This is a genomic window from Kribbella sp. VKM Ac-2569 (genome assembly GCF_004216905.1).
Lineage (GTDB): Bacteria > Actinomycetota > Actinomycetes > Propionibacteriales > Kribbellaceae > Kribbella.
Genome location: NZ_SGXJ01000010.1, coordinates 22644 through 47989 on the forward strand (window position 1 = coordinate 22644; position 25346 = coordinate 47989).

At 68.1% G+C, this 25346-nt stretch carries 23 protein-coding genes; 5 read left to right on the forward strand and 18 right to left on the reverse strand.

Annotated elements, in window-relative coordinates:
- Positions 1-7 precede the first annotated feature (7 nt).
- Positions 8-643, reverse strand: coding sequence for a hypothetical protein (locus EV649_RS40075; protein WP_130388981.1), 636 nt, complete (start codon positions 641-643; stop codon positions 8-10).
- Between the two features lie 17 nt (positions 644-660).
- On the opposite strand from EV649_RS40075, the gene EV649_RS41365 reads away from it, so the two are divergent.
- Positions 661-816, forward strand: a complete 156-nt coding sequence (locus tag EV649_RS41365) for a hypothetical protein (RefSeq protein ID WP_165546543.1) — start codon at positions 661-663, stop codon at positions 814-816.
- Between the two features lie 264 nt (positions 817-1080).
- Here the strand turns inward: EV649_RS41365 and EV649_RS40080 are convergent, their stop codons facing one another.
- The gene (locus EV649_RS40080) at positions 1081-1572 is read right to left on the reverse strand and encodes a metallophosphoesterase (RefSeq protein WP_130388982.1); all 492 of its coding nucleotides are present in this window, start codon (positions 1570-1572) and stop codon (positions 1081-1083) included.
- Between the two features lie 11 nt (positions 1573-1583).
- Complete coding sequence (locus EV649_RS40085; protein WP_130388983.1) at positions 1584-2573, reverse strand: NAD-dependent epimerase/dehydratase family protein; 990 nt, start codon at positions 2571-2573, stop codon at positions 1584-1586.
- Positions 2574-2763: 190 nt separating this feature from the next.
- Between EV649_RS40085 and EV649_RS40090 the strand changes: the two genes are divergently transcribed.
- On the forward strand, positions 2764-3066 hold the full coding sequence (locus EV649_RS40090; protein WP_130388984.1) for a hypothetical protein: 303 nt from the start codon (positions 2764-2766) through the stop codon (positions 3064-3066).
- Positions 3067-3167: 101 nt separating this feature from the next.
- Here EV649_RS40090 and EV649_RS40095 read toward each other — a convergent pair whose 3' ends face one another.
- The 7 genes from EV649_RS40095 to EV649_RS40125 all read right to left on the reverse strand — a co-directional run bounded on the left by EV649_RS40095 (position 3168) and on the right by EV649_RS40125 (position 9435).
- On the reverse strand, positions 3168-3563 hold the full coding sequence (locus EV649_RS40095) for a hypothetical protein (RefSeq protein ID WP_241999273.1): 396 nt from the start codon (positions 3561-3563) through the stop codon (positions 3168-3170).
- Positions 3560-3805: a hypothetical protein gene (locus EV649_RS40100; protein WP_130388985.1), complete on the reverse strand. Its 246-nt coding sequence runs from the start codon at positions 3803-3805 to the stop codon at positions 3560-3562. Before EV649_RS40100 ends, EV649_RS40095 begins: the two co-directional genes overlap by 4 nt.
- A 182-nt stretch (positions 3806-3987) precedes the next feature.
- On the reverse strand, positions 3988-4464 hold the full coding sequence (locus EV649_RS40105; protein WP_130388986.1) for a hypothetical protein: 477 nt from the start codon (positions 4462-4464) through the stop codon (positions 3988-3990).
- The gene (locus EV649_RS40110) at positions 4465-5733 is read right to left on the reverse strand and encodes a hypothetical protein (protein ID WP_130388987.1); all 1269 of its coding nucleotides are present in this window, start codon (positions 5731-5733) and stop codon (positions 4465-4467) included.
- A 16-nt stretch (positions 5734-5749) separates the two neighbouring features.
- On the reverse strand, positions 5750-6010 hold the full coding sequence (locus EV649_RS40115) for a hypothetical protein (protein ID WP_130388988.1): 261 nt from the start codon (positions 6008-6010) through the stop codon (positions 5750-5752).
- Positions 6011-6028: 18 nt separating this feature from the next.
- A complete protein-coding gene (locus tag EV649_RS40120; RefSeq protein WP_130388989.1) occupies positions 6029-6706 on the reverse strand; it encodes a hypothetical protein in 678 nt (225 codons plus the stop codon).
- A complete protein-coding gene (locus EV649_RS40125; RefSeq protein WP_241999275.1) occupies positions 6703-9435 on the reverse strand; it encodes an FtsK/SpoIIIE domain-containing protein in 2733 nt (910 codons plus the stop codon). The genes EV649_RS40120 and EV649_RS40125 overlap by 4 nt, the downstream gene beginning before the upstream one ends.
- Positions 9436-9553: 118 nt before the next feature.
- On the opposite strand from EV649_RS40125, the gene EV649_RS40130 reads away from it, so the two are divergent.
- Positions 9554-10735: a transposase gene (locus EV649_RS40130; RefSeq protein ID WP_241999305.1), complete on the forward strand. Its 1182-nt coding sequence runs from the start codon at positions 9554-9556 to the stop codon at positions 10733-10735.
- Between the two features lie 149 nt (positions 10736-10884).
- On the opposite strand, the gene EV649_RS40135 is transcribed toward EV649_RS40130, so the two are convergent.
- Together EV649_RS40135 and EV649_RS40140 are read right to left on the reverse strand one after the other, a co-directional pair.
- Positions 10885-11280, reverse strand: a complete 396-nt coding sequence (locus tag EV649_RS40135; protein WP_130388992.1) for a VOC family protein — start codon at positions 11278-11280, stop codon at positions 10885-10887.
- A 7-nt stretch (positions 11281-11287) separates the two neighbouring features.
- Positions 11288-11497 carry a hypothetical protein gene (locus EV649_RS40140; RefSeq protein ID WP_130388993.1) on the reverse strand — a complete coding sequence of 70 codons (210 nt, stop codon included), beginning with the start codon at positions 11495-11497 and terminating at the stop codon, positions 11288-11290.
- Positions 11498-11633: 136 nt separating this feature from the next.
- Between EV649_RS40140 and EV649_RS40145 the strand changes: the two genes are divergently transcribed.
- Both EV649_RS40145 and EV649_RS40150 read left to right on the forward strand, forming a co-directional pair.
- Complete coding sequence (locus tag EV649_RS40145; protein WP_130388994.1) at positions 11634-14705, forward strand: PD-(D/E)XK nuclease family protein; 3072 nt, start codon at positions 11634-11636, stop codon at positions 14703-14705.
- On the forward strand, positions 14698-18144 hold the full coding sequence (locus EV649_RS40150; RefSeq protein ID WP_130388995.1) for a UvrD-helicase domain-containing protein: 3447 nt from the start codon (positions 14698-14700) through the stop codon (positions 18142-18144). Before EV649_RS40145 ends, EV649_RS40150 begins: the two co-directional genes overlap by 8 nt.
- On the opposite strand, the gene EV649_RS40155 is transcribed toward EV649_RS40150, so the two are convergent.
- The 6 genes from EV649_RS40155 to EV649_RS40180 all read right to left on the reverse strand — a co-directional run bounded on the left by EV649_RS40155 (position 18141) and on the right by EV649_RS40180 (position 25277).
- Positions 18141-18710: a LysE family transporter gene (locus EV649_RS40155; RefSeq protein WP_130388996.1), complete on the reverse strand. Its 570-nt coding sequence runs from the start codon at positions 18708-18710 to the stop codon at positions 18141-18143. The two genes, EV649_RS40150 and EV649_RS40155, sit on opposite strands and share 4 nt — an antisense overlap.
- A gap of 314 nt (positions 18711-19024) precedes the next feature.
- Positions 19025-19645 carry a DUF4291 domain-containing protein gene (locus tag EV649_RS40160; RefSeq protein WP_130388997.1) on the reverse strand — a complete coding sequence of 207 codons (621 nt, stop codon included), beginning with the start codon at positions 19643-19645 and terminating at the stop codon, positions 19025-19027.
- Positions 19646-19850: 205 nt separating this feature from the next.
- The gene (locus tag EV649_RS40165) at positions 19851-20165 is read right to left on the reverse strand and encodes a hypothetical protein (RefSeq protein WP_130388998.1); all 315 of its coding nucleotides are present in this window, start codon (positions 20163-20165) and stop codon (positions 19851-19853) included.
- Positions 20162-20560, reverse strand: coding sequence for a hypothetical protein (locus tag EV649_RS40170; RefSeq protein WP_130388999.1), 399 nt, complete (start codon positions 20558-20560; stop codon positions 20162-20164). Before EV649_RS40170 ends, EV649_RS40165 begins: the two co-directional genes overlap by 4 nt.
- A gap of 119 nt (positions 20561-20679) precedes the next feature.
- Positions 20680-21171 (reverse strand): hypothetical protein, encoded by a 492-nt coding sequence (locus EV649_RS40175; RefSeq protein ID WP_130389000.1) that lies wholly within the window; start codon positions 21169-21171, stop codon positions 20680-20682.
- Complete coding sequence (locus EV649_RS40180) at positions 21168-25277, reverse strand: DUF6531 domain-containing protein (RefSeq protein ID WP_130389001.1); 4110 nt, start codon at positions 25275-25277, stop codon at positions 21168-21170. The genes EV649_RS40175 and EV649_RS40180 overlap by 4 nt, the downstream gene beginning before the upstream one ends.
- Positions 25278-25346 lie beyond the last annotated feature (69 nt).

Here is a 25346-nt window from a genome sequence, read left to right on the forward strand (position 1 = left end):
GGTTCCGTCAGGTATCGGACGGAATCTCGACCTCGATCTCTTCGCCGAGCCGCGCTCCGTGCGCCAACTGGAGTTCATCGCCGCTCCAGAACCGACCCGGGTCGTACCAGTTGAGCTTCCGCCCGCGCAGCAACCCCATATCCTCGTACGTCACCGCGACCACCTCGGCGCAGTACGCCGACTCCAGTTCGAGCTCGCGCGATCCGCGGCGAATCGCCGGCAGCCGCCCGCGTACCCATCGCGAGGCGAGCCGGGCAGTCGACGGGAACGGCGTACCGTCCAGGCGAGCGACAGTCCGCAGTACCGCGTCCTCCATCTCCCGCGTGACGGGATGATCGAGCTGCCGCAGCCAGGCTTGCTGACCGTACCTGCGGGCCCACACCAGCACCGCGTCGCGCAGATTGTGCAGCTGCGCACCACGCTGGTGCTGGCCGGTCCACATGTCCGGGAGCGAGCGACCCAGTTCCGCGTGCCACATCAGCGGCGGGAGGTCCTCGACGACGATCGCCATACCGACGTGGTTGACGGGGCTGTTGGTGGTCAGCTGGATGGCGCGATCCGCCGCGCTCCCGCCGCGGAACAGCCAAATGTCACCTGTTCGTGTCAGTTCCGTAGCGTCATCCAGTGAAATCCGGCTGTTCACGTCGCTAGGTTAGTGGCATGAAGGTATGGAAGGTGGTAGGGCTTGCGGGACTCGTCGGCGTCGCCGCGACGGGCGTCGTGATCGCACGGGGCGAGCGCAAGCGCCGTGCGTACACGCCGGAAGAGGTCCGCGATCGCCTCAAGACCCGGGTCAAGGAAGCAGCTAACGCCTAGGGCGTGTCTGACGGTTCCACGCCGTAGCGAGCAGGTGCTCGGTGCGGTGGCTCGGCGTGCTGGAGCGAAGGCGTCGATGTGGTTTCATCGTCGCCTTTGCTCCAGTGCGGCGAGGTGCCGTGCCGAGTGCCGCGCAGTAGGCGTGGAACCGTCAGACACGACCTCCCCCGGGCGACAGAGTCGGCCGGGCAGTCGTGGTGCGCCGTAGCTCGGTGGTACGGCGTCGTCCACGTCTGCCCGGCCGCAGTCGTTGCAAGACGCAACTTAAAGGTTGTGCAAGGCAACCTGTTCCAGGCGGCCGGCGGTGATCGTCGCGGTCTGGTAGGTGCAGTACGGCTGCCGCCTCCGGTCGGTCGGTGACCCCGGGTTCAGCAGCCGGAGCCCACCCGGCCCGGTCGTGTCCCACGGGATGTGGCTGTGCCCGAACACGAGCAGATCAACCCCCGGGTACGCCGCCGCGCAGCGTTCTTCACGCCCCTTGGCCGGACCGGTCTCGTGCACCACGGCGACCGACAACCCGTCGAGCGTCACCCGCGCGACCTCGGGGAGTCGCGCACGCAGCTCGGGTCCGTCGTTGTTGCCCCAGCACCCGATCAGCCGGGCCGCACGTGACTCCAGCTCGTCCAGCAGCCCGACGCTCACCCAGTCGCCTGCGTGGATGACCACGTCGGCGTCGTCGACCGCGTCCCAGACCGCCGCGGGCAACTTCTTCGCCCGCACCGGCAGATGAGTGTCCGAGATCAGCACGAGACGCATGCGCCCACTCTCTACGCCTTCAACGCCGCCAGCAACTCCTTCTCCTTGGCCGGGCTGAGGCCTGCCTTGCGCTCGCGGTCCAGGCCGAGCTCGCGCTCCCAGGCGAGGGTGTCCTCGACGAACTCCCGGCGGGACCGGTGGGTGAGGCCGGCCGCGACCGCCGCCGCACCGCTGCGGGACGACCAGCCCTCGTAGCCCGGCTCGGTCAGCCACATCGCCAGCGAGTCCGACCCCATGTACTGCTCGACCTTCTGCTCCTCCAGCCACTCCCGCGGCGCGAGGACCACCGGCCCGGTGTGACCGCCGACCTCGCGCATCAACTCGATCCACTCGCCGAACGGCACCACCGGCCCGAACGTGTCGAACGTCCCCGTGCGCCCCTCGGTCGCGTTGTCCAGCAGCCATCCGGCGAGGTCCCGTACGTCGATCACCGCCGTCGCCAGCTCGGGAGTGTCAGGCACCAGCAAGGGCTCCTCGGGCGCCCGCGCCGCCCGCGCGACCCATGCACCCGCGCGATCGCTGCGGTCCCCCGGCCCACCGATCAGCCCGGCGCGCGCGATCACCAACCGATCCCCGACGACCTCGCGGGAGGCGAGCTCACACGCGACCTTCGCCTCGCCGTACAGCTCCCGATCGGCCACGTCGTCCGCAGCCGGCTCCCGCAGCTCCGCCGTCTCGTCCGCGCCGGGCGTGTCGTACTTCTCGTACGCGTTGCACGAGGACACGTACGTCCAGTGCTTGGCGCGGGCGCCGAACGCGGCCAGCGCGCCCTTCACGAAACCTGGCTGCCACGAGACCTCGAACACCGCGTCCCAGTCCTGTGCAAGCACCGCGTCGTACGCGTCCGGACTGCTGCGATCGGCCGCGACCAGCGTGGCGCCGTCGGCGACCGTGCCGCTCTCGCCACGGGCCACACAGGTCACCGCGTGCCCGCGGGCGATCGCCTGCGTCGCGATTTCCCGACCGAGCCACGCCGTACCACCGAGGATCAGAATCTCCATGCGGGCAAGCCAATCAGGCCCGGCGGACAATTCCCAGACGCCTCTGCCGAGGGCAGAAACTCCCGTGCGTAATTCGTTGCCCTCGTCACGTGACCGTAATGGTCGTCCCCTTGCCAGGCAGGCGATCCGGGCGCACTGTCGAACCAACAAGACACCCAGGGGTGAGTGTCTGTGGAAGCAGGGGGAAGTGATGGCTGGTTTCGTTCAGATCATCGAGTACCGGACCTCCAAGCCGGACGAGGTCGCGGCGCTGATGGAGGACTTCCGCGCGAAACGTGAGGCCGAGGGCGACGGGCCGGCGCCGACCCGCGGCATCACCTGCGCCGACCGCGACGAGCCGGGGCGCTACTTCGCGATCGTCGAGTTCGAGTCGTACGAGGCGGCGATGGAGAACTCACAGCGTGCCGACACCACCGAGATGTCGGAGAAGATGATGGAGCTGTGCGACGGTCCCGGCGCGTTCTACAACCTCGACGAGATCTCCTCGATGTAGCGGAATCCTCAGGTACGGCGTACGCCGGCTCGCCCAGGCGTACGCCGTACCGAGGTGACCGGTGCCGGGAGGGGAGGAGCCGGCACCGGTGGACCGGGATCTCAGCGGAACACGCGGTACGACGACCAGGTGGACGGCGGCGCCGCGCCGTTCGACCCGAGGTCGCGTTCGGAGTGCAGCGGGTCGGGGTCCTGCGGTTCGGGTGTGGAGTGCAGGTCCGGCCACGGCCGGGGCGGGAGGGACTCGCGGGGCGGCAGTTGGAGGTCGGGATCGGGACCCCGTTCGGGGTCGAGCCACTCGACCGTCGTGGCTCCGCCGTGCCCGTGGATCGCGACGACGGACTCGATACCGTCCCAGACGGTCGTGGTCGGGTAGTCGCCGTACCAGCGGAGCGCGACCGAGCCGTCGGTGAACTGCACACCCTCGGCGACGGGCCCGGTGCCGCTGACACCGGAGACATCTTGATGACGGATCAGCCGGAAGCGACGGGAGCTCATTTCGGTGCTACCTCCCACAGCCGCTCCCCCGGCAGCTTCCGTTCCGGTCCTGGATCGTGGTCCGGAACCGGGTCACTGGTCACCCGCAACCCGGCGAACCTGCGCGACATGGCCGCGGCGTACCGCTCGGCCAGCTCCGCTTCGGCCCGGTAGTCGGCAACCACATGGTCCCCGAACCAGACCCTCACCCGACGACGCTCCACCCGGACCGTGGCCGGGCGCGGATCACCACCGTCAGGCATCTCAATACACCCGGCACCGACTCGAGCCGGATCCCATCAGCGACCTCGCATGACAACCCTTCACGGCAATCACTTCCACTTCCCTGTGGGGATGGGTTCACAGGTAGTGACGGCCCTCCCAACCGTTCATGACGCGATTCCCAAGAAATTTCTCCCCCGGTCCCACCAACAGCAACCCGCGCTCAGCCGCGAACCCAGCCCCGCCAGCTGTCGATGTCGGGCGCGTCGAGAGTGGTGCCAGGCTGGAAGGTGTGAACGCCGGCACCTGGCAGGTACGCCGCGGTGATCAGGGCCATGTTGTGACTGAGAACCAGTGCGATATCCGGGCGATTGCTGACCAGTTCGTCGAACAGCGCCCGTGCTTCGCGCTCCTGTGCTTCCTCGTCCTTCGCGCCCGCATGCCGAACACCAGCCACCCCCTCGTAGCGGTCGATCGCCGACACATCCTCAGGCTCCGGGTCCGTCTCGCCGTACACATTCGGCTCGACCAGAACATAGAGCTCGCCGTCCACCGATCGCCCGCGACCGCGGAACAGGTAGGCACCGTCCTTCAGGTCAGGGTCCTCGACGGGTTCGAGCGCCAGCGTCTCGGCCAACCATCCGGCCACCTCGCCGAGCGACTGGTTGCCCGCGAAGAAGATGTTGTCGTCGCTCGACATTCACTGCTCCTTGGTAAAGGTGACCATACGTCCGTCACCGAGGATGACATGAACAACAGGCGCCACGGTGGCACCAGGCTGCCCAAGAGCCCTGCGGAACGATCGCAGCGCGGTGTCTTCCGACAAGCCGACGGGGCGGCCGTCGATGACTACTTCGTGACGGGCCCTGAGCGCTGCCGCGGCCTCGATCGCCTGTCCGCTCGCCGTCAGTATGTTCCGCTTGACCGCGCTGGACGTGTCGACGTCCTGGGTTTTGAACTCCACGATCGCCCCCTCGTCACTACCCGACCTTCGAAGCACCGCGTCCGGGTTCTTCTGACCTGAGCCGTGGTCCTCCGGGCGTGCATCAACTCGCCAGCCTTCGCCTTCGAGGCGCTCGGCGATCTTGCGCTCCTTCGCCAGGAACCGGCGCTGCGGGTCGTGCACCCCCGGAGCGAAGTCGCTGCCCAGCGGGCGCAGGTCGAGGGCCGGGTCGAAGTCCAGGAGGTTCGGGGTTGGGAGGTCTGGGAGGTTGACGTCGACGATGAGCGGGGCGGGGGTGGGCTGCTCGGGGTAGCCGAACGCGACTTCGATGTGGGTTGGGGTGATGGTGAGGGTGGCGTGTTGCCATTTGTCGGCGTCGGCTTCGGTCATGGAGTCGAGGAGGAGTTTTACGGCTTCGGTGAGGTCGGGGTCGATCTCGAAGTCGCGGGCCAGGCGCTCGGCGCGCTTGTCCTCCTCCTTCTCGTCCGGTTCTTCGAAGAGCACTTCGCCGGTTTCGGTGACGGTGATTTCGAGTTCCAGGAGGTTCTCGTCATCGCGTTCCTGATCGTCCTCCTCATAAGCCTTGCGGTACTTCTCGAAGGCCTTGCGGGCGACCGTGACCAGTGGCGGCTCGTTGTCCTCGGCAACTTCCAGTTCGTCGTACGTCGCGGTGAGGCGTCTCGTGCGGACCTGGACGTCGCTGGTGCCGCTGGTCGACTTGTTGCGGTCGGCGGAATCGGACGAAGGGCGATTGGTCGACGGTCCCGGCGTACCGATCAGGCCCTCGGCCCAGCCACGTGCTTTCGGCGGCGCCATCGACAAAAAGTGCGCAGCGGCTTCACACGCGCGCGCCGCGGCGTCGAGCTGCTGGGCGGCGACCGTTGCCTGCCCGCGGGATGCGATCAGCGCGACCTGTGCGTTCTCCCGGCAGCGCGCCGCCGTACGCAGGAGCTGGTCGACGACCCGGGGGATCTCGTCGAAGCAGTCGACCAGGCCGCGGGCGACGCGCTGCAGCTCGGACGGCACCTTGATAACTCGAGCGTCAGATCTGGTCGGCGTAGTTCTTGCAGCCGGCCGACGCGATCTCCAGCGCCTCGGCGGCCTGTTCGACGGCCTTGCTCGCCGCCTCCAGGATCTCGGTGATGTCGCGGTCGATGCCGGTGGCGGTCCCCGCGATCAGGCTCTCCACCAACTGACTGTGCTGCGTGAACCGGAGCTTGAATCCGGCCAGGCCACCCGCTGCCTGCTTGGCCTCCATGGAGACCTGGTGCAGCTGTTCCTTGAGCCGCAGTACGTCGGACACCTCAACCCACTCCCAAATCTAGTTGCGCTTCTTCGGCAGCACGATCGCCGTACCCGCCACGACGACCGGGACCAGGATCCCGAGCCACCACGGCAGACCGGCCGCCATCGCGACGACGACGAGGACCGCACCGCCCCAGCCCCACCAACGCGCGCCGGGCAGCCGTGGCAGCCCGAGCACCCGCGACGCGGCCAGCATCGTGAGAGCGGCGATCGCTGCAGCCTCGACCCCAACCAGGAACGAACCAGTGAGGATCCACACCAGTACGAACCCGACCAGTGCCAGGACCGCGCTGATGGTACGCCGCTTGCGCTGCTCCTGGAGCGCCCGGGCTTTCGTTCGCAGCTCCTCCAGCTGGTCGACGGTCTCGGCGAGCTGCTTGGTGATCCGCTCCGCGACTGTCTCGATGTCGTTCAGCGCGCGGATCTCGGGCAGCGAGTGGTTCGCCCGCTTGCCCTCCGCGGGCAGCCCGGCCCGCTGCAGACTTTCCGCCGCCTTGTCGGCGAGCGAGTTCAGCCGGGTCTGCAGCTTCCGTCCCCGCTCGGCCATCGCATCGGCCTCGGCCGCCGCGGTCGCCTCGGCCTTCGACTTGTGCGCCGTCACCCGGTCCTGCGCCTGCTGCGCGTCGGCCCGCGCCATCGCGACCGTCCGCAATGCGCGCACGTACTCGGACCACTCCTGCTCCACGGTCTTCATCGACGTACCAGCTCCACCGCGCGATCCACCTCGTCCGACCGCAGCGCGGCGAACGGTACGACGACCTGTGCCTCAGGATGCAGCCCATCCCAGAGCAAGGCCCGATGCGGTTCGGAGGCCCACCGCACCAGCGGACCCGCCACCGCGCGTACGCCGTCCTGCGGGTGCCGGAGGAACAGGTGGGTCGCCACGTTGGCCCGCCCGTACCCGAGGTGCTCGGTGCACACATGCAGCCGGTTCCACCACCCGAACGTGATGAGCCCCTGCGCCGGCCCGTCCCGCACGATGTCCTGCAACGCGTTCGCCGGGCTCTCGAAGAACCCCTCGGCGTGCAACTGCATCCGCGGTACGCCGTGGAACCCGAAGCCGATCAGGTACGTCCCGCCGGCCTCCCCGCTCCGCATCGCGTCCCGCAGCGCGAACAGTCGCGGCGCGATGTCGTCGTGCTTGTCCACGGTCTCGACCTCGCACCCGAGCTGCCGCAGCACCTGCACCAAGGCGTCCTTGCCCTCAGCAACGGACGGCGCCGAGTTCGTTCCATCCATGAAGAGGAATCGCGGCGGCTCCACAGCGGACGCGGCCGTCGACACCGCCAGCCCAGTCAGTACGCCGAGCGCATCCGGCGGCCCGTCTCCCAGCACGAGTACGCCGGCGCCGGGCTCCGGCCGCACCTCGACGGAAACCGGCTCCTCCGTGACCGCGATCGGGAGCCCGGTCCACGGCCGCCCCAGCTCGGGCTTCACCGCGGTCGCCGTGTCCGTCAACCGCGCCGGCTCGGCCAGATGGAACACCCGCGGCGGATGCACCGCCGTACCCGCGCGCGTCCACAACTCCTGGCGCAGCGAGTCCAGCACGGGCTTGTCCGCGTAGCTCACCAGCACGTGCTGGTTGTCGTCCGGCGACCCGAAGTTCGCGTTCAGCACCGCTTCGCCGCGGAACTGCAGCTCGGCCGCCGCCGTGTTCCCGCTACGCAGAATCGCCTGCGAGTCGGCCGGCGTCGTCTTCAGCGCGATGCGGTACGGCACCTGCCCGAAGATCGAGTCCCGCCGCGTCGACAGCCGCTTCACACCCTCGATCGTCTGCGTCGCCAGTACGACGTGTACGCCGTACGCACGCCCCAGCCGGACCAGCCGCTCCAGCAGCTTCGCCGCCTCGTCCGCCAACTCGTCGTCGTCCTCGAGCAGCACCTGGAACTCGTCCAGTACGACGAGAATCCGCGGCGGCCGATCCGGACCGGGAGGCAGCTCCGCGATATCGGCGACGTTGCCGTGCGCCTTGAAGATCTCGCTGCGGCGCGCGAGCTCGTCCGACAGATGACGCAGTACGGCGAGACCGAACGCGCGATCGCTGTGGACGCCGAGCACGCGGATCTGCGGCAGCCAGTGCGGCCGGTCCGGCCCGGGACCGAGTGCCGAGAACTCGACACCGTGCTTGAAATCGAGCAGGTACATCTCCAGGTCGGCCGGAGAATAACGCGCGGCGAGACCGTGGATCAGCACGAGCAGCAGGTTCGACTTGCCTTGGCCGACGGCACCGCCGACGAGCACGTGCGGCAGGGCCGGGTTGCCGCTGCGCAACCGCACCAGCGCCGGCGTGCGGTCGTCGTACCCGATCACCGTCCCGACCTCGTCCTTGACCGGCTGCCACCAGGTCGAGCGGTCCGGCAACGTCCGGTCGAAGTCGATGGTCGGGAGTACGGCGATCTCCGCCTGCTCGGCGATCACGTCACAGATGCCTGCGGCAATGGTCGCGTCGAACGGCGGATCGAGGCGGGCCGGCGGCAGCTGCGCGATCTCGACGCGATCGTTGACGATGGCAACCGGGTTGAGGAGGTCGAGCAACTGTTTCGAGTCCACGTCGAGTTCGGCCGCCGTCGACGCGTCGTAGTGGACCAGGAAGCAGATCCCACGCTTGCCCGCGGTCGCGGCCAGCCGGAGCAGGTCGCGCTGGGCGAGCGTATCGATCCCGGACGGGTAGTCGAACAGGACAACGATCCGGTAGGGATCGGTGACCTGGCCGGTCTCCTTCAGGAGGTCCTCGAAGCGTTCGTGCCCGAGCTGCGCCTGCCGGCTCGCGCGCAGCGACGACACGTCGACCAGCCCGGACAGCACGGTGTGCAACTGCTCGGCGGTGTGTGTTGCCCTGGGCACCAATTGCGGGTACTTCGTGGTCAGGTGACCGAGCAGCCCCATCATCCCGGTCAGCCGCGGATCGAACGCGTCGATGCGGAGCCGGAACGGTTCCGCCGCCGCCACGAGCCGCATGGCGACGCTCTGCAGCAGCCGGCGCGCGTTCTCGTTGCGGTCCGCGGTGACCTTCCAGCCGTTGGTGCGGAGCAGCGGCGCGACCACCGGCGTACCGGCTTCCAGTTCGCCGACCCGCACGTACGCCGGGACACCCGCACCGACCAGTTGACGCGAACGCCAGCGGGCGTCGTTCGGCGGAATCGATGCCAGGCCGGGTGCGAGCCGGTCCGCGAGAAGCCGCGCCTTGGGCTCGGCGTCGGACAAGGCCTCCGCGGTCTTCGCCTCGACCAGCGACCGCGACTCACGCCGGGCGGTGGCGGTCTGCTCCTGCAGTTGACGATGCAGCTTCACGGCGCGCTGATGCTCGCCGTACGTCAGCCGCCGTGCGTTGTCCAGCAACTGCCCCAGCGCGTGCTGCAAACCGCGGATCCGCGCTTCCAGGAGCTCCGGAGCGGCCGGTCCCCCGTCAGGCTTCTCCGTCACGAGCATCGTCGCGGTGAAGGCCCGACCTCAGCGAAGGGAGGAACCGCGACTCCCTCCCTTCGGAAACTGAAAACTGTCGGCGCTGCCTGTTTGGGTGGATTCCGTGTCCCGGTTCCGGATGTACCCGACTCCCGCGCAGCAGGCCGCGTTGCTGCAGCAGTGCCGGCATTCCCGATCCGTATGGAACCTGGCTCTTGAGCAGTGGTCGATGTGGACTCGCGACAAGCCTGCGACACCCGGCTTCGCCGAACAGTGCCGGCAATTGACCGAGGAGCGAGCCGCGTTCGACTGGCTGCGAGCCGGATCGCAGACCGTGCAACAGCAGGCACTGCGAGACTTCAACCAGGCGGTCAAGAACTTTCACGCCGGCACCCACCGGCGGCCGACCTGGCGCAAAGCTAGGCTGCACGAGGGATTCCGCATCGTCGGCGCCCAGGCGTCCCGGATCGTGAAGCTGAACCGGAAGTGGGCCGCGATCAACGTGCCCAAGGTCGGCTGGGTCCGAGTGCGGCTGTCCCGCGCCGCACCCGACGCGAAGTCCTACCGCATCACCGCCGACCGGACAGGCCGCTGGCACCTCGCGTTCGCCGTCATCCCACCGTCGATCCCCGCACCCGGCGCAGGTGAGGTCGTCGGCGTGGACCGCGGTGTGACGGTGTCTGCGGCCTTGTCCACCGGTGAGCTCTTGTCGTGTCCCGGCCTGTCGGAACGTGCGAAGGTACGCCTGAAGCATCTGCAGCGCAGGCTTGCCAGGTGCCATCGCGGTTCCAACCGGCGTCGACGGGTGAAGGAGGCGATCGCGAAGCTGAACGCACGAGCCGGCGATCGTCGCAAGGATTGGGTGGAGAAGGTCAGCACCGACCTCGCGCGACGGTTCGACGTCATCCGAGTCGAAGACCTGCGCATTGCCCAGATGACCAGGCGCCCCAGGCCCAAGCCTCATCCTGCACGGCCGGGCGTCTACCGGTCGAACCGTCGCCGCGCGAAGGCGGGGCTGAACCGGGGCATCCTGGCCAATGGTTGGGGACTGCTCGTCCAGCGCTTGGAGGACAAGGCTCGGGGACGGGTCGAGAGAATCAAACCTGCGTACACGTCGCAGACCTGCAGCGTCTGCGGGCATTGCGCACCGGAGAGCCGCGAGAGCCAAGCGGTGTTCCGGTGCGTGGCCTGCGGACACCAGGCGCATGCGGACTTGAACGCGGCAGTCAACATCGCGGCCGGACGGGCCGTCAGCGCACGCCGAGAGACGCCCGTACAGGTCTCGTTGAAGCGTGAACCTCAACTCGCTACCTCCACGTAGCAGTGGTTGGAATCCCCGTCCTTCAGGGCGGGGAGGACGTCAAGAGCATCGTCCTTCCACACTTTTGCCCCGTGACTGTTCATTGCCTGGTGTAACCATGTCACACCAGTGGCCCCAGTGGTCACTCCAGGTATCAGTAGTCTCACCTGCTAATCAGGAGCGACGATCTCGAGCTCGTAGCCGTCGGTGTTGTAGAGGAAGGCGGCGTAATGCTGCGGGCCGCCGGCGTACGGATGGCGGTCGGCGAACATCAGCGTCCAGCCGTGCTCGGCGGCCTCCGCGACGATGCTGTCGACCTCGGCCCGGTCGGCCGCGTTCAGCGCCAGGTGGTTCATCCCCGGCCGCATCCGGTCGTGCTCGGCGGCCGACATCGCCGGGCTCTGCTCGACGACCACGTAGCAGCCGTCCGGGGCGGTCCAGGTCATGCCGCCCGGCCAGCCGTCACCGTCCTTCCAGCCCAGCCGGTTGAGGACCCAGCCCCAGCTCGTTACGGCCCGGGACAGGTCCGGGACCCAGATCTCGACGTGATGCACCGCGGCAGCCATCGGAGCATTATCTGTGCTCGGCGTGATGGTGCGACACGGCCGTCGAGATCCCTGCCGCGATCGCGCCGGAAAGCAGCAGCCAGACCAGCGCCGCGAGCAGCCACGGCCACCACGGCCGAACCTGCGCGGCTTCGGCGACAGCCTTGCCGAACAGCCCGCCGGCAGGCGCGAAGACGAGCACGAGCACCAACCGCGCGAACCTCGTCTCCCTGGTCATTTCTTCATTGTCCGAGGCAGCCGCCGAACCTGCAGAAACCTTGGCGTTTCGCGCCCGGTCATCTTTCTGTCCGTGGGAGGGTTTACGGTCTCCGTGACAGTCGAAATCTGCGCTGGTTCAAGATGGGGAGTTCGTGGTGAGTACCACCCGGATCGAGAGCACGGCGTACGGCGCCGCGGCTCTGGAGCGCCTGCAAGCCGTCGTCGCGCGGCTCAAGGCCGACGATCCGATGACCCCTGTCACTCTGCTCCTGCCGAACAACCTGGCCGGCGTGATCGCCCGCCGCCACCTCGCCCGCTCGTCGGTCGCCGGTCTGTACCTGGCGACCCTCGAGCGGCTCGCCGAGCAGATCGCCGCCGGTTTGCTTTCGCCGCGACGTCCCGCGACCCGTCCGATCGTGGCGGCCACCTGGCGTACGGCGCTCGCGAAATCGCCCGGCGTCTTCGACGAGGTCGCCGAGCACCCGTCGACCATCCAAGCGCTTGCATCCGCCCATCGCGAGCTCCGCGACCTCTCCGAACCCGCGCTCGACAAGGTCGCGCAGGCGTCAGCGCTCGGCCCCGATCTGGTCCGCCTGCATCGGCACGTCACCGCCGAGCTGGCCGCGGACTGGTACGACGCGACCGATCTGCTCCGCGCCGCCGCGTCCCGGATCGCGGACTCGCCTTCAACTGTCGATGAGCTGGGCGCGCTGGTGCTGTATCTCCCGCAAGAGCTGACCCAGTCCGAGGCCGCCTTCGTCGCCGCACTCGGGGAAGCGGCCGCCGATCTCACGGTCATCGTCGGGCTGACCGACGTACGCCGTGCCGACCGCGCCGTGCGGCGATCGCTCGAACGGATCGGGATCGATCTGCCGACGTCGATCTCGAAGAACTATCCGGTCGCGACCGAGATCCTCAATGCGTCCGATGCCGACGACGAGGTGCGTTGTGTCGTGCGGGACGTCGTCTCGGCGCTGGAGCACACGCCGGCACATCGGATCGCGGTGCTGTACGCCGCAGCCTCGCCGTACGCACGTCTGCTGCACGAGCACCTGTCCGCCGCTCGCATCGAGGTGAACGGTCCCGGTACGCGTCCGGTGCACGAGCGCGCGATCGCGCGGACGCTCCTCGAAGTACTCGCGCTGGTCGATCAGGATCTGCCGCGCGCGGACGTGTTCCGAGCGTTGGCGAACGCGCCGACACGCGACTTCACGGGCGAACGCATCCCGGTGCCGCAGTGGGAGCGGATGTCGCGGGTGGCCGGGGTGGTGCGTGGAGACGACTGGGACACGCGGCTGGAGCGGTACGCGCAGTCGGAGCGACGGACCGCTGACCAGGAGGAGGCGGCCGAGGATCCACGGCCGGCCGCGGTACGGCGCGCGCAGTCCAACGCGTCGACGGCCGAGCGGTTGCATACGTTCGCTTCCACCTTGCGGGCGCGGCTGAATGCCCTTGCTTCGTTGGAGACCTGGTCATCGTTGTCTGAAGGTGTGCTGCAACTGTTCCACGATTTGCTGGGCGACTACTCGTCCTTGCCCATCGAGGAGCAGTACGCCGCGGCCGCCGTCGAGGGGTCGTTGACGGGGCTGTCCACGCTCGACGAGCTCGGTACTCCCGCGAGTCTCGCGGTGCTGCGCGACGTACTCGATCTCGAACTGCAGCAGTCGCTGCCGCGGGTCGGGACGTTCGGGACGGGCGTGCTGGTCGCGCCGCTGTCCGCGAGCGTCGGCTTGTCGGCGGACATCGTGTACGTCGTCGGTCTGTCCGAGGATCTGTACCCAGGGCGAGTGCACGAGGACGCGCTGCTCCCCCATCGGGTGCGTGAGGCGGCTGCGCCGGAGTTGGCGTCGTTCCGGGATCGCCTCGACGAGAAGCAGCGGCATCTGCTCGTCGCGTTCTCGGCCGGTGCGCGTGTGGTCGCGTCGTTCCCGCGCGGCGATCTGCGACGGTCGTCGCGGCGGTTGCCGACACGCTGGCTGCTCGGGTCGTTGCGGGAGTTGACCGGCGATCATGCGTTGCCCGCGACGCAGTGGGACCGGTACGGCGAGGTGCTGCAGACGTCGGCGTCGTACGCCGGTTCGTTGACGACGGCAACGATGCCGGCGACCGAGCAGGAATGGCAGACGCGCGCGGCGGCGGCGCGACTGTGGGTTCAGGACGGGGTGCTCGTGCGGGCGCGGGAGTTGCTGCGGGGGCGTGCTTCCGCTGCCTTCACGCGCTTCGATGGGGACTTGTCAGGCATGTCGGGTCTGCCCGAGTTCGCGGTCGAGGATCGGATCGCGTCACCGACGTCACTGGAGTCGTATGCGACGTGTCCGCACGCGTACTTCGTGGAGCGGCTGCTGCAGGTAGAGCCGTTGGAGGCTCCGGAGGATCTGCTCGTCATCTCACCGATCCAGATCGGGAACCTGATCCACAACAGCCTCGATGCTTTCGTGACGCGGCTGGCCGGTTCGCTGCCGGGGTACGGCGAGCCGTGGACGGAGGAGCAGCGGAAGCTGCTGCTGGCGATCGGGGCGGACCTCGCGGATCAGTTCGAGGCGGAGGGTCTGACCGGGCATCCGCGGCTGTGGCAGCGCGAGCGGTTGCGGATCCTCGGCGACCTGATGGTGCTGCTTAACGACGACGACCGCTGGCGCGCTTCGCGGTCCGCGTCGGTTGTGGCGAGCGAGCTGACGTTCGGGTTCGACGGCGAGCCTCCGGTGGAGATCCCGGTGCCGTCCGGCCGGGTGTTGCTGCGCGGATCCGCCGACAAGGTCGACCTCGGCGCGGACGGCACGATCTACGTGACAGATGTGAAGACCGGCGGCTTCTCGCGGTACGAGGGCATCGAGGCGGATCCGGTCGCGGGCGGGACGAAACTGCAGCTGCCCGTGTACGCGTACGCGGCCCGCGCGCGGCTGGGTGAACCGTCCACTCCGGTCGAGGCGTCGTACTGGTTCGTCCGGCGCGGCGGCAAACGGATCCCGGTCCCGCTCACCCCCGAGGTCGAGGCCCGGTACGTCGACACGCTCGACGTGATCGTGTCGTCGATCGCGGCCGGGCACTTCCCGCCGAAGGCACCCGAAATCCCGGACTTCCTGTGGGTCCAGTGCCCGTACTGCAACCCCGACAGCCTCGGCCACAGCGAGGTCCGGGCGCGCTGGGACCGCAAACGCCACGACCCGGTGCTCGAACGGCTCGTGCGGCTCATCGACCCCACTGCCCTGGAGGCCGCCGATGAGTGAGAAGTTGCTCGACGGGTCCGCTCGGGACCGGATCCGCACAGACACCGACACCACCCTCTTCGTCGAAGCAGGCGCCGGGTCCGGGAAGACGCATGCGCTCGTCGAGCGAGTCAGCACGCTGGTGCTGCGAGACGGCGTACCGCTGCGAACGATTGCCGCCGTGACCTTCACCGAGAAAGCCGGGGCGGAGCTGCGGGACCGGCTGCGGGTCGAGTTCGAGAAGGCGCGGAAGAGCGAGGACCGGCAGCTCGCCGACGCTGCGCTCGACGATCTGGATTCCGCGTCGATCGGCACGCTGCATGCCTTCGCGCAGCAGATCCTGCTCGCGCATCCGATCGAGGCCGGGCTGCCGCCGCTCATCGACGTACTCGACGAGGTCGGCTCGTCGGTCGCCTTCGAGGAACGCTGGGCCGAGCTGCAACAGCAGCTCCTCGACGACGACTCGATCGCCGAGCCGCTGCTGCTCGCGATGGCGGTCGGGGTCGAGCTGAAGCATCTCCGGTCGCTCGCCCGCCTGTTCGGCAACGACTGGGACCTGATCGCGGATCGGGTTCTGGTCGAGCCGCCCGAGCTCGTCGCGATGCCGGATCTCAGCGGCCTGATCGCCGCGGCCGCGCAGATCGGCGCCGCAGCCGAGTCCTGCCTGGACCCCGAGGACCGGTTGCTGCCGAAGGTCCAGCAGATCCGCGAGCTCGGTCTGACGCTGGACGCGGCGTCCGACCAGGAGACGCAGCTCGCGCTGCTGCAGACGTTCCGCGGCCTGAAGGTGGGCAGGATCGGGCGCAAGGAGAACTGGCCTGACATCGCCAAGGTCCGCGGGGACTGCACCGAGGTCGTCGAGGTCGCCGGCTCGCTGGTTGAGCTGCTGCTCGACGCTTGCCTGCGGCATCTTTCGCACTGGATTGCGGAGCGGGTGCTGGAGTCGGCCGAGCTCCGGCGCGCCGACGGGCGGCTGGAGTTCCACGATCTGCTGGTGCTCGCGCGCGATCTGCTGCGGCGCGACCCCGAGGTGCGCGCGGACCTCCAGGAGCGCTTCGAGCGCTTGCTGCTCGACGAGTTCCAGGACACCGACCCGATCCAGATCGAGCTCGCGGTGCGGATCGCCGGCGGCGCGGAGGCGGACGCCACCGACTGGCACGACGTCGAGGTCCCGGAGGGGCGGCTGTTCGTGGTCGGGGACCCGAAGCAGTCGATCTACCGGTTCCGGCGCGCCAATATCGCGACGTACCTCACCGCCCAGCAGCTTCTGGGCGAAACGGTTGCCCTCACCACGAACTTCCGCACGGTGCCGCCGATCCTGAGCTGGATCAACACCGTCTTCGCCACCCTCATCCAGGCCCACGAATCCGCCCAGCCGTCGTACCAGGCCCTCTCCCCCCACCGCACCAACCCGACCAAACCCACCAGGCCGCCCACCGTATCCAGCGCGCCGCCGCCCGACGCCCCGGTCAAGGGCGACCAACTCTCGATCTTCGACGAGCCCACCCTCTTCGACTCCCCTGACTCCGAGGATCAGGTGAGTGATCTCGCGGCCGTCCTCCCGTTCCGCCGGCGCGGCGCCGACGTACCGCTCGAACCACCGCCGGACGAACCCGAGGACCCATCGGCAGGCCCCGCCGTCACGATCCTCGGCGCCACCCCGCACGAGGACCTGCCGCGCGCACAAGCCTCCGTCCTCCGCGAACGCGAGGCCACCGACGTCGCCTCTGTCATCGAGGAAGCGCTCCGCGAGGGCTGGCTGGTGTACGACGACCGCGCCGAAACCTGGCGCCCCGCGGAGGCCGGCGACATCGCCGTACTCGTGCCGGCCCGCACCTCGCTCCCGTTCCTGGAAGACGCCCTCGACCGCGCCGACATCCCGTACCGTGCGGAAGCCAGCTCCCTCGTCTACCAGACCGCCGAGGTCCGCGACCTGCTCGCCTGCGCCCGCGCACTCGGCGACCCGAGCGACCAGCTCGCCCTCGTCACCACCCTCCGCTCACCCCTGTTCGGCTGCGGCGACGACGACCTCTACACCTGGAAGCGCAACGGCGGCACGTTCACGCTGACCGCACCGGTCCCCGACCAGCTGCTCACCCACCCGATCGGCGAGGCGATGGAGTGGCTCCGCCGGACGTACTACGCGGCCCGTTGGCTCACCCCCAGCGAGGTTCTCGCGAAGATCGTCGCCGACCGCCGCATGCTGGAAGTCGCCGCGATCGGCCCCCGCGCCCGCGACGCGTGGCGCCGGATCCGGTTCGTCGTCGACCAGGCCCGCGCCTGGTCCGAGGTCGAACACGGTGGCCTCCGCTCGTACCTCGCCTGGGCCGCCCACCAAGGCGAGGAGACGTCCCGCGTCGCCGAGGCCGTCCTCCCCGAGACCGACGCCGACGCGGTCCGGGTGATGACGATCCACGCCGCGAAGGGCCTCGAGTTCCCGATCGTCATCCTCTCCGGCATGACCGCCTCCCCGAACCGCCAGCGCGGCGTCCAGGTCCTGTGGCCGCTGCCGGGCGGATACGCGGTGAAGCTCAAGTCGTCCGTCCAGACCGAGGACTTCGACCTCGTCCAACCCGTCGACGAACAGATGGACGACTACGAACGCCGCCGCCTCCTGTACGTCGCCGCGACGCGCGCCCGCGACCACCTGGTCGTCTCACTGCACCGCTCCGGCAACCGCCGCCACACGAGCAACGCCGAGCTCCTCGCGACCGCCGGCGGCGTCGACGCACCGCACGCCACGCTCTTCACAGGCCCACCGGTCCCCGACCGCGAACCGACCGGCAGCCCGGATGTCACCCCGCCGATCTCCCGCACCGAGTGGGAATCCCGAGCCGCCGCCGCCCAGGCCGCGAGCCGAGCCCGCTCCGCCCAGAGCGCCTCCGGTCTCGAAGGCACCGGCCCGGAACTGTCTGTCGCCGTCGGCACCGACGAGGCCGCCATCGACCCAGGAACCGCGAAGGGCGCCCGCGACCTCGAGCTCCCGCCATGGTCCAAGGGCCGCTACGGCACCGCGATCGGCCGCGCAGTGCACGCCGTACTCCAGGTCGTCGACCTCTCCACCGGCGCCGGCCTCGAAGCCGCCGTGTCGACGCAATGCCTCGCCGAGGGCGTCCTCGAGTACGCCGACGTCGTCACCGCACTCGTCCGTTCGGCGCTCGCGTCCGACGTGGTGAAACGCGCCGCCGCCCGCGAACACTGGCGCGAGTCGTACGTCGGCACGGTCCAACCGGACGGCACCGTTCTCGAAGGTTTCGTCGACCTCATCTACCGCGAGGACGACGGCCGCCTCACCATCGTCGACTACAAAACCGACGCCATTCCCGCCGCGGCCCTGGACAGCCGAGTCGCGTACTACGCACCCCAGCTCCACGCGTACGCCGAGATCCTGCCGAACACGGCTGCACCCATACTCCTGTTCCTGAACCCCAGCGGCGCGATCGAACGCCAGGTGTCCTAGGCAACAATTCGGACCGCCAGCACGACGATCACCGCAGCCGACGCCATCGCAGTCACCAGCCGCCCCAGCGGACCGGTGAGCAACCGCCCGAGCAAGGCGCCACCGCCCGCGAGCAGCAGCTGCCAACTCGCCGACGCCACGAACGCCGCCACCACGAACACGATCCGCTCGCCAAGCCCCGCGACGCCCGACCCACCGAGCACCAGCGCCGCGAAGTAGATCACCGTCCACGGGTTCAGCATCGTCATCCCGAGCATCCCGAAGTACGCCGCCCACGCGCCGACCGGCGTCTCCTGCTGCAGCGCAACGATCCGCCGCTCGCGATAGCGCCGTACCGCCTTGGCCGCCCCCATCACCGCGAGCCCGATCAGCACCACAACCGATGCCCACCGCAACGGCCCAATGACCGGCACCAACAACGGAGCCAACACCGACCCGGCACCCGCAGCCACCGCCGCGTACACGCCATCAGCCGAAGCAACCCCGAGCGCCGCAAACGCCCCGATCCGCAACGAACTCCGCGCCGTCAACGCCACCAAATAGGTCCCGACAGGCCCGACCGGCATGGCAACCCCATACCCAGCCAAAAGCCCCGCGACCACCACCCCGATCACAACTGACCGGAGATCGACCCCCACCCACGACCAACCTGCTGCTGAACCCGAGCCGCCGAGGCCGCAGGTCCAACCAGCAAGAGTCCAAGGATCGTCGTAGTCATGCCCCCATCATGAGCACCCACCCCCACCCCCTCAACCCAATTACCCCCTCCCCCAACACCCACCCGCTCCACCTCCACAGCTACCCAAGCCGCACGCCCACCCATCAAACTCGAGCGCGCCACCTTCGCGCCTGCTCCCCGATTACGTGCCGGGTCACCGCATCAGCCCGCCACGTGGGCTCCTGGTGACGCAGCGATCTTCACGGCCAACTCGTCGCTGATCGGGTACGGCCGCTCCGCGGGCAGCTCCGCCTCAGCCGCACTCCTCGACACCTGGGCAAGGTCCCGCACGCGATGCATCTCCGCAGTGACATCCTCCAGCCCGACGATCCACTCGTTCACATACCGTCGTACCGCCTCACCAGACAACCCGATCTGGATCGACCGCACCCGAGGCTCCGGCGTGAGCGTCACCGTCTGCTCCGGATCCCACTGAATCCGCACCGGTGCCCCCGTCAACGACGCCTTCCAAGCCGCCTCGGACTCATGAAACCCAGCCTCATAATGCGAAAGCACACCACGCCCCAACGCCCACTCGAACCCCTCACGCGTGATGTCAACCCGCAACACCCGAGTCTGCCCCGGCTTCGTCCCCCACCCCGACCGATAAGCCATCCACAAGAACGACGGCTTGATCCAAGTCATCCGCCCCATCCCAAACGGCTCCACAAACCGCCCCGCCGCCAACGCCGGCTCGGCGATCTCACTCGAGTACGCCTGATAAACCGCAACAGACGCACCGTCATACAAAGCCCGAACCTGCCGAACCACCCCAGCCACCATCCCCCAACCCTAAACACCCCCAGGTCCGCAGCCCTGCCCACAGACCAACCAGCGCCCCGCCGCCCACTACCGGCTTGTTGCACCACTACCGGCCCTACAACCCGCCACCGCGGAAACAACCCGCCATCCCGAGCCAGCCCAACGCGTCCAACACCGCACGCCGCGGCCAACCGTCGCCGGCCGACACTCGCCTCGGAGCACCACCTCACATCGGCTCGTCCTCATGGCGCCGATACACCCATTCCTCGCCAGCCAACAGCTCCCGCGACTGGACGCCCGGCACAACCCACAGCCTCGAACCGGACATCAACCGGCGGTACGAGGTCAGCGACCACATGCGCACGACCTCGGAGACCAGGAGATGCTCCTCACGGCCGACAGTCTCGTACAGGAACCTCGCCTCGATGCGAGGGTACGTGGGGCGAACAGCAACGGCTCTGAGATTCGGCGTGACCAGGTCCCACAGAGCCCGCTGGAACGACAGCAGAACTTCGACCCGGAAAGCGGGATCTGTCGTCATCTTGGTTTGCCGCTCGCCGGTGAAGTTTGGGCACGCCACCACGCCACGTCGCGATCGGCGTCACCGAGTTTCTCGAGGTACTCGAGCGCATGATCTACGAACTCCGCAGGGAGTCGAACGTCATGATCATCGACGTAGTGAGCCAGCCCATCGGGCCACAACCACACGCCATCGCTCAACTCAAGCGCACCGTTCTCCCGGCCGCAGAACCGGCAGGTCGAGAGCCCACCGAAAGCTCGATGGATGAAGCCGCACCGCAGGTAATCGGCGATGGTCTCCCGCTCGAGCCGATCCCATGTCGCATCGACAAAATTCTTCGGGTCCGGCCAGTCGGGCGCCGTCGAGCCAGCCCAATAGCCGATCAGCCTCAGCGGCTGCGAGTCGGCATGATCCATCGCCACCACTCACCTCCGTCAAAGATCTCCAAGGTCTTCCCTCGACAACGCTCCGAGGCGTTTCCCGAAAGAGACGATGATCATGCGCAGAATTCGTGGTGAAGATTGCCAAACATCGCCTAATCGACATCTGCGAGTCCTCGGGCGTACTCCCTCAGCATCGTCAACTGCTGGTCCGAGATCGGCGAGATCGGACCGTCCGGATCCAATCCACACCCGAACTGGCCGTCCGCCGTCATCCAGGCCAACACACCTCTGGACATGCATCCGGGGTCGAACAACTGGGGCGGGTCGCAGAACGGAAGACCTTCAGCGCCGACCCACGCAACAGAGCAGCCTGACTCTATGATCGCTGCTAGCGAAACACGCAGCGCAGCCGCCATGCCGTCAACTGTCGGCCAGACGAGAATTGGCAGGTCCCAGGTCGGGATTTCCCATGCGTCACCGTGCAGGACAAACTCGTCGACGGCGGGTTCGCCGAACCAAACGTGGACAGGAAACACGACCGGACCCCAAGCTCCACGCCTCCCAAGACCGTAAATCGAGATACCTGGCACCTCGTCCCCGTCCACGATGACAACGAGAGCGTCACGCGCGCGTGTGACAGTCATCCGATCCCCCACATCTTCAGTTGGTTCTCCGAAGGCTTCGACGAGGAAGCCAGTTGTCCTGCATATGGGCCTTCTTTGTACACAAAGACTGCCACTTGTTCACCATCAATTACTCCCAGGAAGCCCTTGACGCGGTCTTCACCGAGTTTGTGATCAACGGTCGCCTCTGGGTGCTCCAGGATCGGGACCAATTCGCGCCTGATGATCTCAGGACTCGTCTTGCCGGACCACTGGGGCAACAAGCCTGCCTTGACCAGATGGTTGGTTCCGTGCTGCAAACGCTTCGGTGTCAGGGCGCTAGCTCCCGTCCCTTCCGCATAGCCGAGCGCTGGCCTAGTAGTACCTACCGCAGCACGCGCTCGGCCGAGGGCGGGAAAGCGAGTCGCGACGAGGCCTACTGCTACGTCGGCCACTAGTTGGGAGCAGTTGCCTTTTAGGACGCAGGCTTGGGAGTCGAGGATGCCGGAGGCGCCGGCGGAGATTACACCGGTGGCTGAGGAGATTTGGAGGAAGATGGGGATTGCGGGGGCGCAGGCTCGGGCGACTGTGCAGACTACGGCGCCCGTTAGGGCGGCTACGGAGATGTAGCCGGAGATGTGGGAGACGTCGGTGAGGGTGCCCTCGATGTCGTCGAGGCCTTGTAGGTCGGTGGTTTTGAGAGGGTTGCCGGTGGTGTAGGCGTAGGGGTTGGCGGAGCCTGCCTGGTCGGTGGTGAGGAAGGTGCCGGTGGTGGGGTTGTACTCGCGTTGGCCCAGGAGGTAGTTGCCGGACGGGAGTTGGAGCCCTCCGATGTAGCCAGGGGTTGGGGATGGCGTGGAAGTGGTTGGGGCTGTGGGGCCGGCACGGGTTTGGCCGTAGGGCTCGTAGTTGTGTTGGTCGAGCTTGGTGGTTGTTGCTGTGAGCACCGAACCGTTGGGCGTGGTGGTGAGCGGGGTGAGTGCGGTCGGGTTTTGTTGGGCGACGAGGCCGGAGCCGTACAGGTAGCGGATGGGTTGTGGGGCTCCTGTGGTGGCCAGGATTTGGGGTGAGAGGGGGTCCCAGAGGTAGTGGGTGGTTTGGGGGCCTGTGGTGGAGGTCGCTCGGCGGCCGTCGCCGGTGTGGGTGTAGGTGGTCTTAATGCCTGCGGTGGTTGAGGTGGTGGGTTTGCCGGCGGCTGACCAGGTGTATGTCGTGGTGCCGTCGGAGGTTTGGTTGCCGTCGGGGTCGTAGGTGTAGCGGCGGGTGGTGGGGACGTCGAGTGGGTAGGTGGCCGGTGTGGTGAGGGAGATCTGGAGTTCGTTGGCGGGGCCGTAGAGGGACCAGCTGCTGCCTGATGGGCGCTTCTCCCAGGTGCGGTTGCCGTTGGCGTCGTAGTCGTAGCGGATGTAGTCGGCCGCGTCGTCTGTGCACTGGTCGACGCCGTAGCAGGTCGCAGTGAGGCGGTTCAGCGGGTCGTAGCTGTACGACGACTTGCCGACGACGGAGTCGTCGGAGCGGGTGAGGTTGTCGGCGTCGTCGTACGCAGAGGTCATCGTGCGTAGCGAGCGGCTGTTCTGGATGATGGCCAGGGACGTGGTGCGACCGCGGACGTCCAGCTGCTCTGTCTTGATCAGCCCGCCGGGTTGGGTTGTCGTGATCGTGCCGCGGGCAGCGTCGTAGCGATACGAGGCCAGAGGTTTGCCGTCAGCGGCGGCAGAGGTCAGACGGTTGACGGCGTCCCACGTGTACGACTCGGTGTGGCCGGCTGCCGTCCGTCCGATGAGGTTGCCGACGGCATCCCAGCGGTAGGACACGGGGCCGGCCGACGTGAGCTGGTCGAAGGCGTCGTACTCGAAGCGGCTGAGGCCTAGTCCGTCGGTCATCGATGTACGGCGGCCCGCGGCGTCCCACGTGTAACTGACCGCGGGTGTCTTGTCGGAGTACGTGATCCGCAGCGGCGCACCGCGCGCATCCAAAACAAAGGACGCCGTCTTGCCTGACGGCAACGTGGTGCGGACCAAGCGGCCGGCCTTGTCGTACGCGAACTTCCAGGTGCGGCCGCCGTACGTCGTCGACGTCGTTCGGCCCGCGCCGTCGTACACGAAGGTTTGTGAACGACCGCTGGCGTCGACGGTCGCGGTGACTCGGCCGGATGCGTCGAAGGTTGTGGTGGCCTCGGGCAACGATGGTCTGGAGACGCCGACCACTGCGCCGGCACCGTCGTAGCGCAGCTTGGTGGTGCCGCCGCGGGCGCCGACCAGCGTTGACACGCGGCCTTGTCCGTCGTACGTCTGGCTCGTGGAGACATCGAGCGGTCCGTGCTGCGAGAGCGGCTGGTCGTCGTCGTTGTAGGTGACCGTGCCGACGGCACCACGCGGTGAGGTCGTCTTGATACGCCGCCCCCAGCCGTCGTACGCGATGCGGGTGACCTGACGCAAAGGATCCGTGACGGTCGTCAGATCACCGTCAGCGGAGTATGCATACCGAAAACCACGACCCAGAGCATCGCGAGACGCCGTGACAAGGCCGCGCGTGTCGTAGCTGACCGACGAGGTGCGACCGGCGTACGCCGTGCCAGTCAGGCTCCCGCGGAGGTCATAGGTGTACGTCGTCCGCCGCCCGAGCGGATCCACCGTCGCGACGACGTCGTTGCGCGCGTTGTACGTACGTCTGGTCACACCACCGACCGCGTCCGTCGAGGCGAGAACGCGACCGAGAGCGTCGTACTCGTGCCGCGCTCCATGCCCCAGGCTGTCGAAGACCCGGATGAGGTTGCCGTCGGCATCGTAATGGAACGTGGCCGTGGCACCGGTCGGATCGGTTTGGCGGATGAGCCAGTTCCGCTCGTACTCGTTGATCCACTTCCCACCCGTTGGGTCGGTCATCGTCGACGTACCGCGAATGCCCTCGGTCTCCCAGGACCAGGTCGACCGACCGCCCTTGGCATCGGTCTGCGCGACGACCCGCCCGTCGGAGTCGTACTCAGTCACGTACGCCGGCTTGGCCGCATCCCCCACCGACTCCGACGTCAGCCGCCCCTCGGAGTACTCGTACCGCGTCCGGGTCCCGCCCGGCGATGTCACCCCGACCAGCCGACCGTCGGCGTACTCGTACCGCACCGTCCGCGCCGCGACGCCAGGCCCCGACAACCTCACCGACGCGATCTGCCCCTGCTCGTTGTAGTCGTACGACAGCAACCGCCGACCGTTCGCGACCGTCCGCACGCGCCCCGAGGCCCGCGCGATCGTCACCCCTTGACCGTTGCGGTCCCGGATCGCCTGCAGCTCGCCGGTCGCCGAGAACTGCATCCGCACCTGGTCGACGCTCGTCAGCAGGTACGTCGATCCCGACCGCGCCAGCGTGAAGCGAGCGGGACCCTGCTCGACGGCGAAACCTGTCCCGCGACGCGTGAACCCGATCTCCCGCCCGTCGGACGCCAGGTACCGCGCGCCAGTCGGCCAGAGCTCGAGGCGATCCGAGTACGACGCTCTCCACCCGGCACCGAGCGAGCCGGTGGACCCGTCGTTCGAGTTGTACGTCCGCGTCACCGTCAGCGGTACGCCGAGCGCCGTCACCGAAGCGTCCGTCTCGACGGCGGCCAGCGCGCCCGTCAGGGAGTTGACGGGATCGGACTGCATGGCGAACGGCCCGAAGAACGCCCGCGCCTGTTTGTCCGGGAGCACGAACCCAGGCGCACCGGCGTAGATCATCACCGAGGCGGACGCCGAACCCTTGCCATTCGTCAAGGAAACGCTGAGCAGATTCGGTGAGCCGAGGAACTTGCAGTCGAGCGGCACGAAGACCGACCAGCTCAGCGACTGGGACCGCGCGGGCTTCGGTTTGGGCGCGTTCTCGCAGGGCCAGTGGTCGACCTGCCAGGTGCGGGCGTCGGTCATGCGAAGGTTGCACAGGTCGATCGTCAGATTGAACGTTCGGGCCTGGAAGGTGAAGGTGAGCCCGGTCCCCGCGTGGGCCATGCCGCCGTCGAGGGCGATTTCGGTGCCGGTGCTCAGGACTTCGCCGTTCGCGGAGACGGTGACGTCCGGATGCAGACACGGATACGCGTCCGGCTTCTCTGCGTGTGCGACCGGGGTGAAAGGCACCAGCAGGAGGACAGCGAGGACGAGCGCAAGCAGCCGGTTCCGCATAGTTCGCCTCCGCTCAGTCGTGGGCCTGTGACAGAGAGTTTACGGAGATCGGCATGCGAAAAGAGCGGA

Coding starts and splice junctions, on each gene's coding strand:
- EV649_RS40140 (WP_130388993.1), bottom strand. CDS start 11,497: ATGACCAGGGAGACGAGGTTCGCGCGGTTGGTGCTCGTGCTCGTCTTC.
- EV649_RS40085 (WP_130388983.1), bottom strand. CDS start 2,573: ATGGAGATTCTGATCCTCGGTGGTACGGCGTGGCTCGGTCGGGAAATC.
- EV649_RS40120 (WP_130388989.1), bottom strand. CDS start 6,706: ATGAAGACCGTGGAGCAGGAGTGGTCCGAGTACGTGCGCGCATTGCGG.
- EV649_RS40170 (WP_130388999.1), bottom strand. CDS start 20,560: ATGGATCATGCCGACTCGCAGCCGCTGAGGCTGATCGGCTATTGGGCT.
- EV649_RS40105 (WP_130388986.1), bottom strand. CDS start 4,464: ATGTCGAGCGACGACAACATCTTCTTCGCGGGCAACCAGTCGCTCGGC.
- EV649_RS40155 (WP_130388996.1), bottom strand. CDS start 18,710: ATGCCGGTCGGGCCTGTCGGGACCTATTTGGTGGCGTTGACGGCGCGG.
- EV649_RS40175 (WP_130389000.1), bottom strand. CDS start 21,171: ATGACTGTCACACGCGCGCGTGACGCTCTCGTTGTCATCGTGGACGGG.
- EV649_RS40100 (WP_130388985.1), bottom strand. CDS start 3,805: ATGCCTGACGGTGGTGATCCGCGCCCGGCCACGGTCCGGGTGGAGCGT.
- EV649_RS40165 (WP_130388998.1), bottom strand. CDS start 20,165: ATGACGACAGATCCCGCTTTCCGGGTCGAAGTTCTGCTGTCGTTCCAG.
- EV649_RS40135 (WP_130388992.1), bottom strand. CDS start 11,280: ATGGCTGCCGCGGTGCATCACGTCGAGATCTGGGTCCCGGACCTGTCC.
- EV649_RS40150 (WP_130388995.1), top strand. CDS start 14,698: ATGAGTGAGAAGTTGCTCGACGGGTCCGCTCGGGACCGGATCCGCACA.
- EV649_RS40180 (WP_130389001.1), bottom strand. CDS start 25,277: ATGCGGAACCGGCTGCTTGCGCTCGTCCTCGCTGTCCTCCTGCTGGTG.
- EV649_RS40130 (WP_241999305.1), top strand. CDS start 9,554: ATGTACCCGACTCCCGCGCAGCAGGCCGCGTTGCTGCAGCAGTGCCGG.
- EV649_RS40080 (WP_130388982.1), bottom strand. CDS start 1,572: ATGCGTCTCGTGCTGATCTCGGACACTCATCTGCCGGTGCGGGCGAAG.
- EV649_RS40090 (WP_130388984.1), top strand. CDS start 2,764: ATGGCTGGTTTCGTTCAGATCATCGAGTACCGGACCTCCAAGCCGGAC.
- EV649_RS40095 (WP_241999273.1), bottom strand. CDS start 3,563: ATGAGCTCCCGTCGCTTCCGGCTGATCCGTCATCAAGATGTCTCCGGT.
- EV649_RS41365 (WP_165546543.1), top strand. CDS start 661: ATGAAGGTATGGAAGGTGGTAGGGCTTGCGGGACTCGTCGGCGTCGCC.
- EV649_RS40160 (WP_130388997.1), bottom strand. CDS start 19,645: ATGGTGGCTGGGGTGGTTCGGCAGGTTCGGGCTTTGTATGACGGTGCG.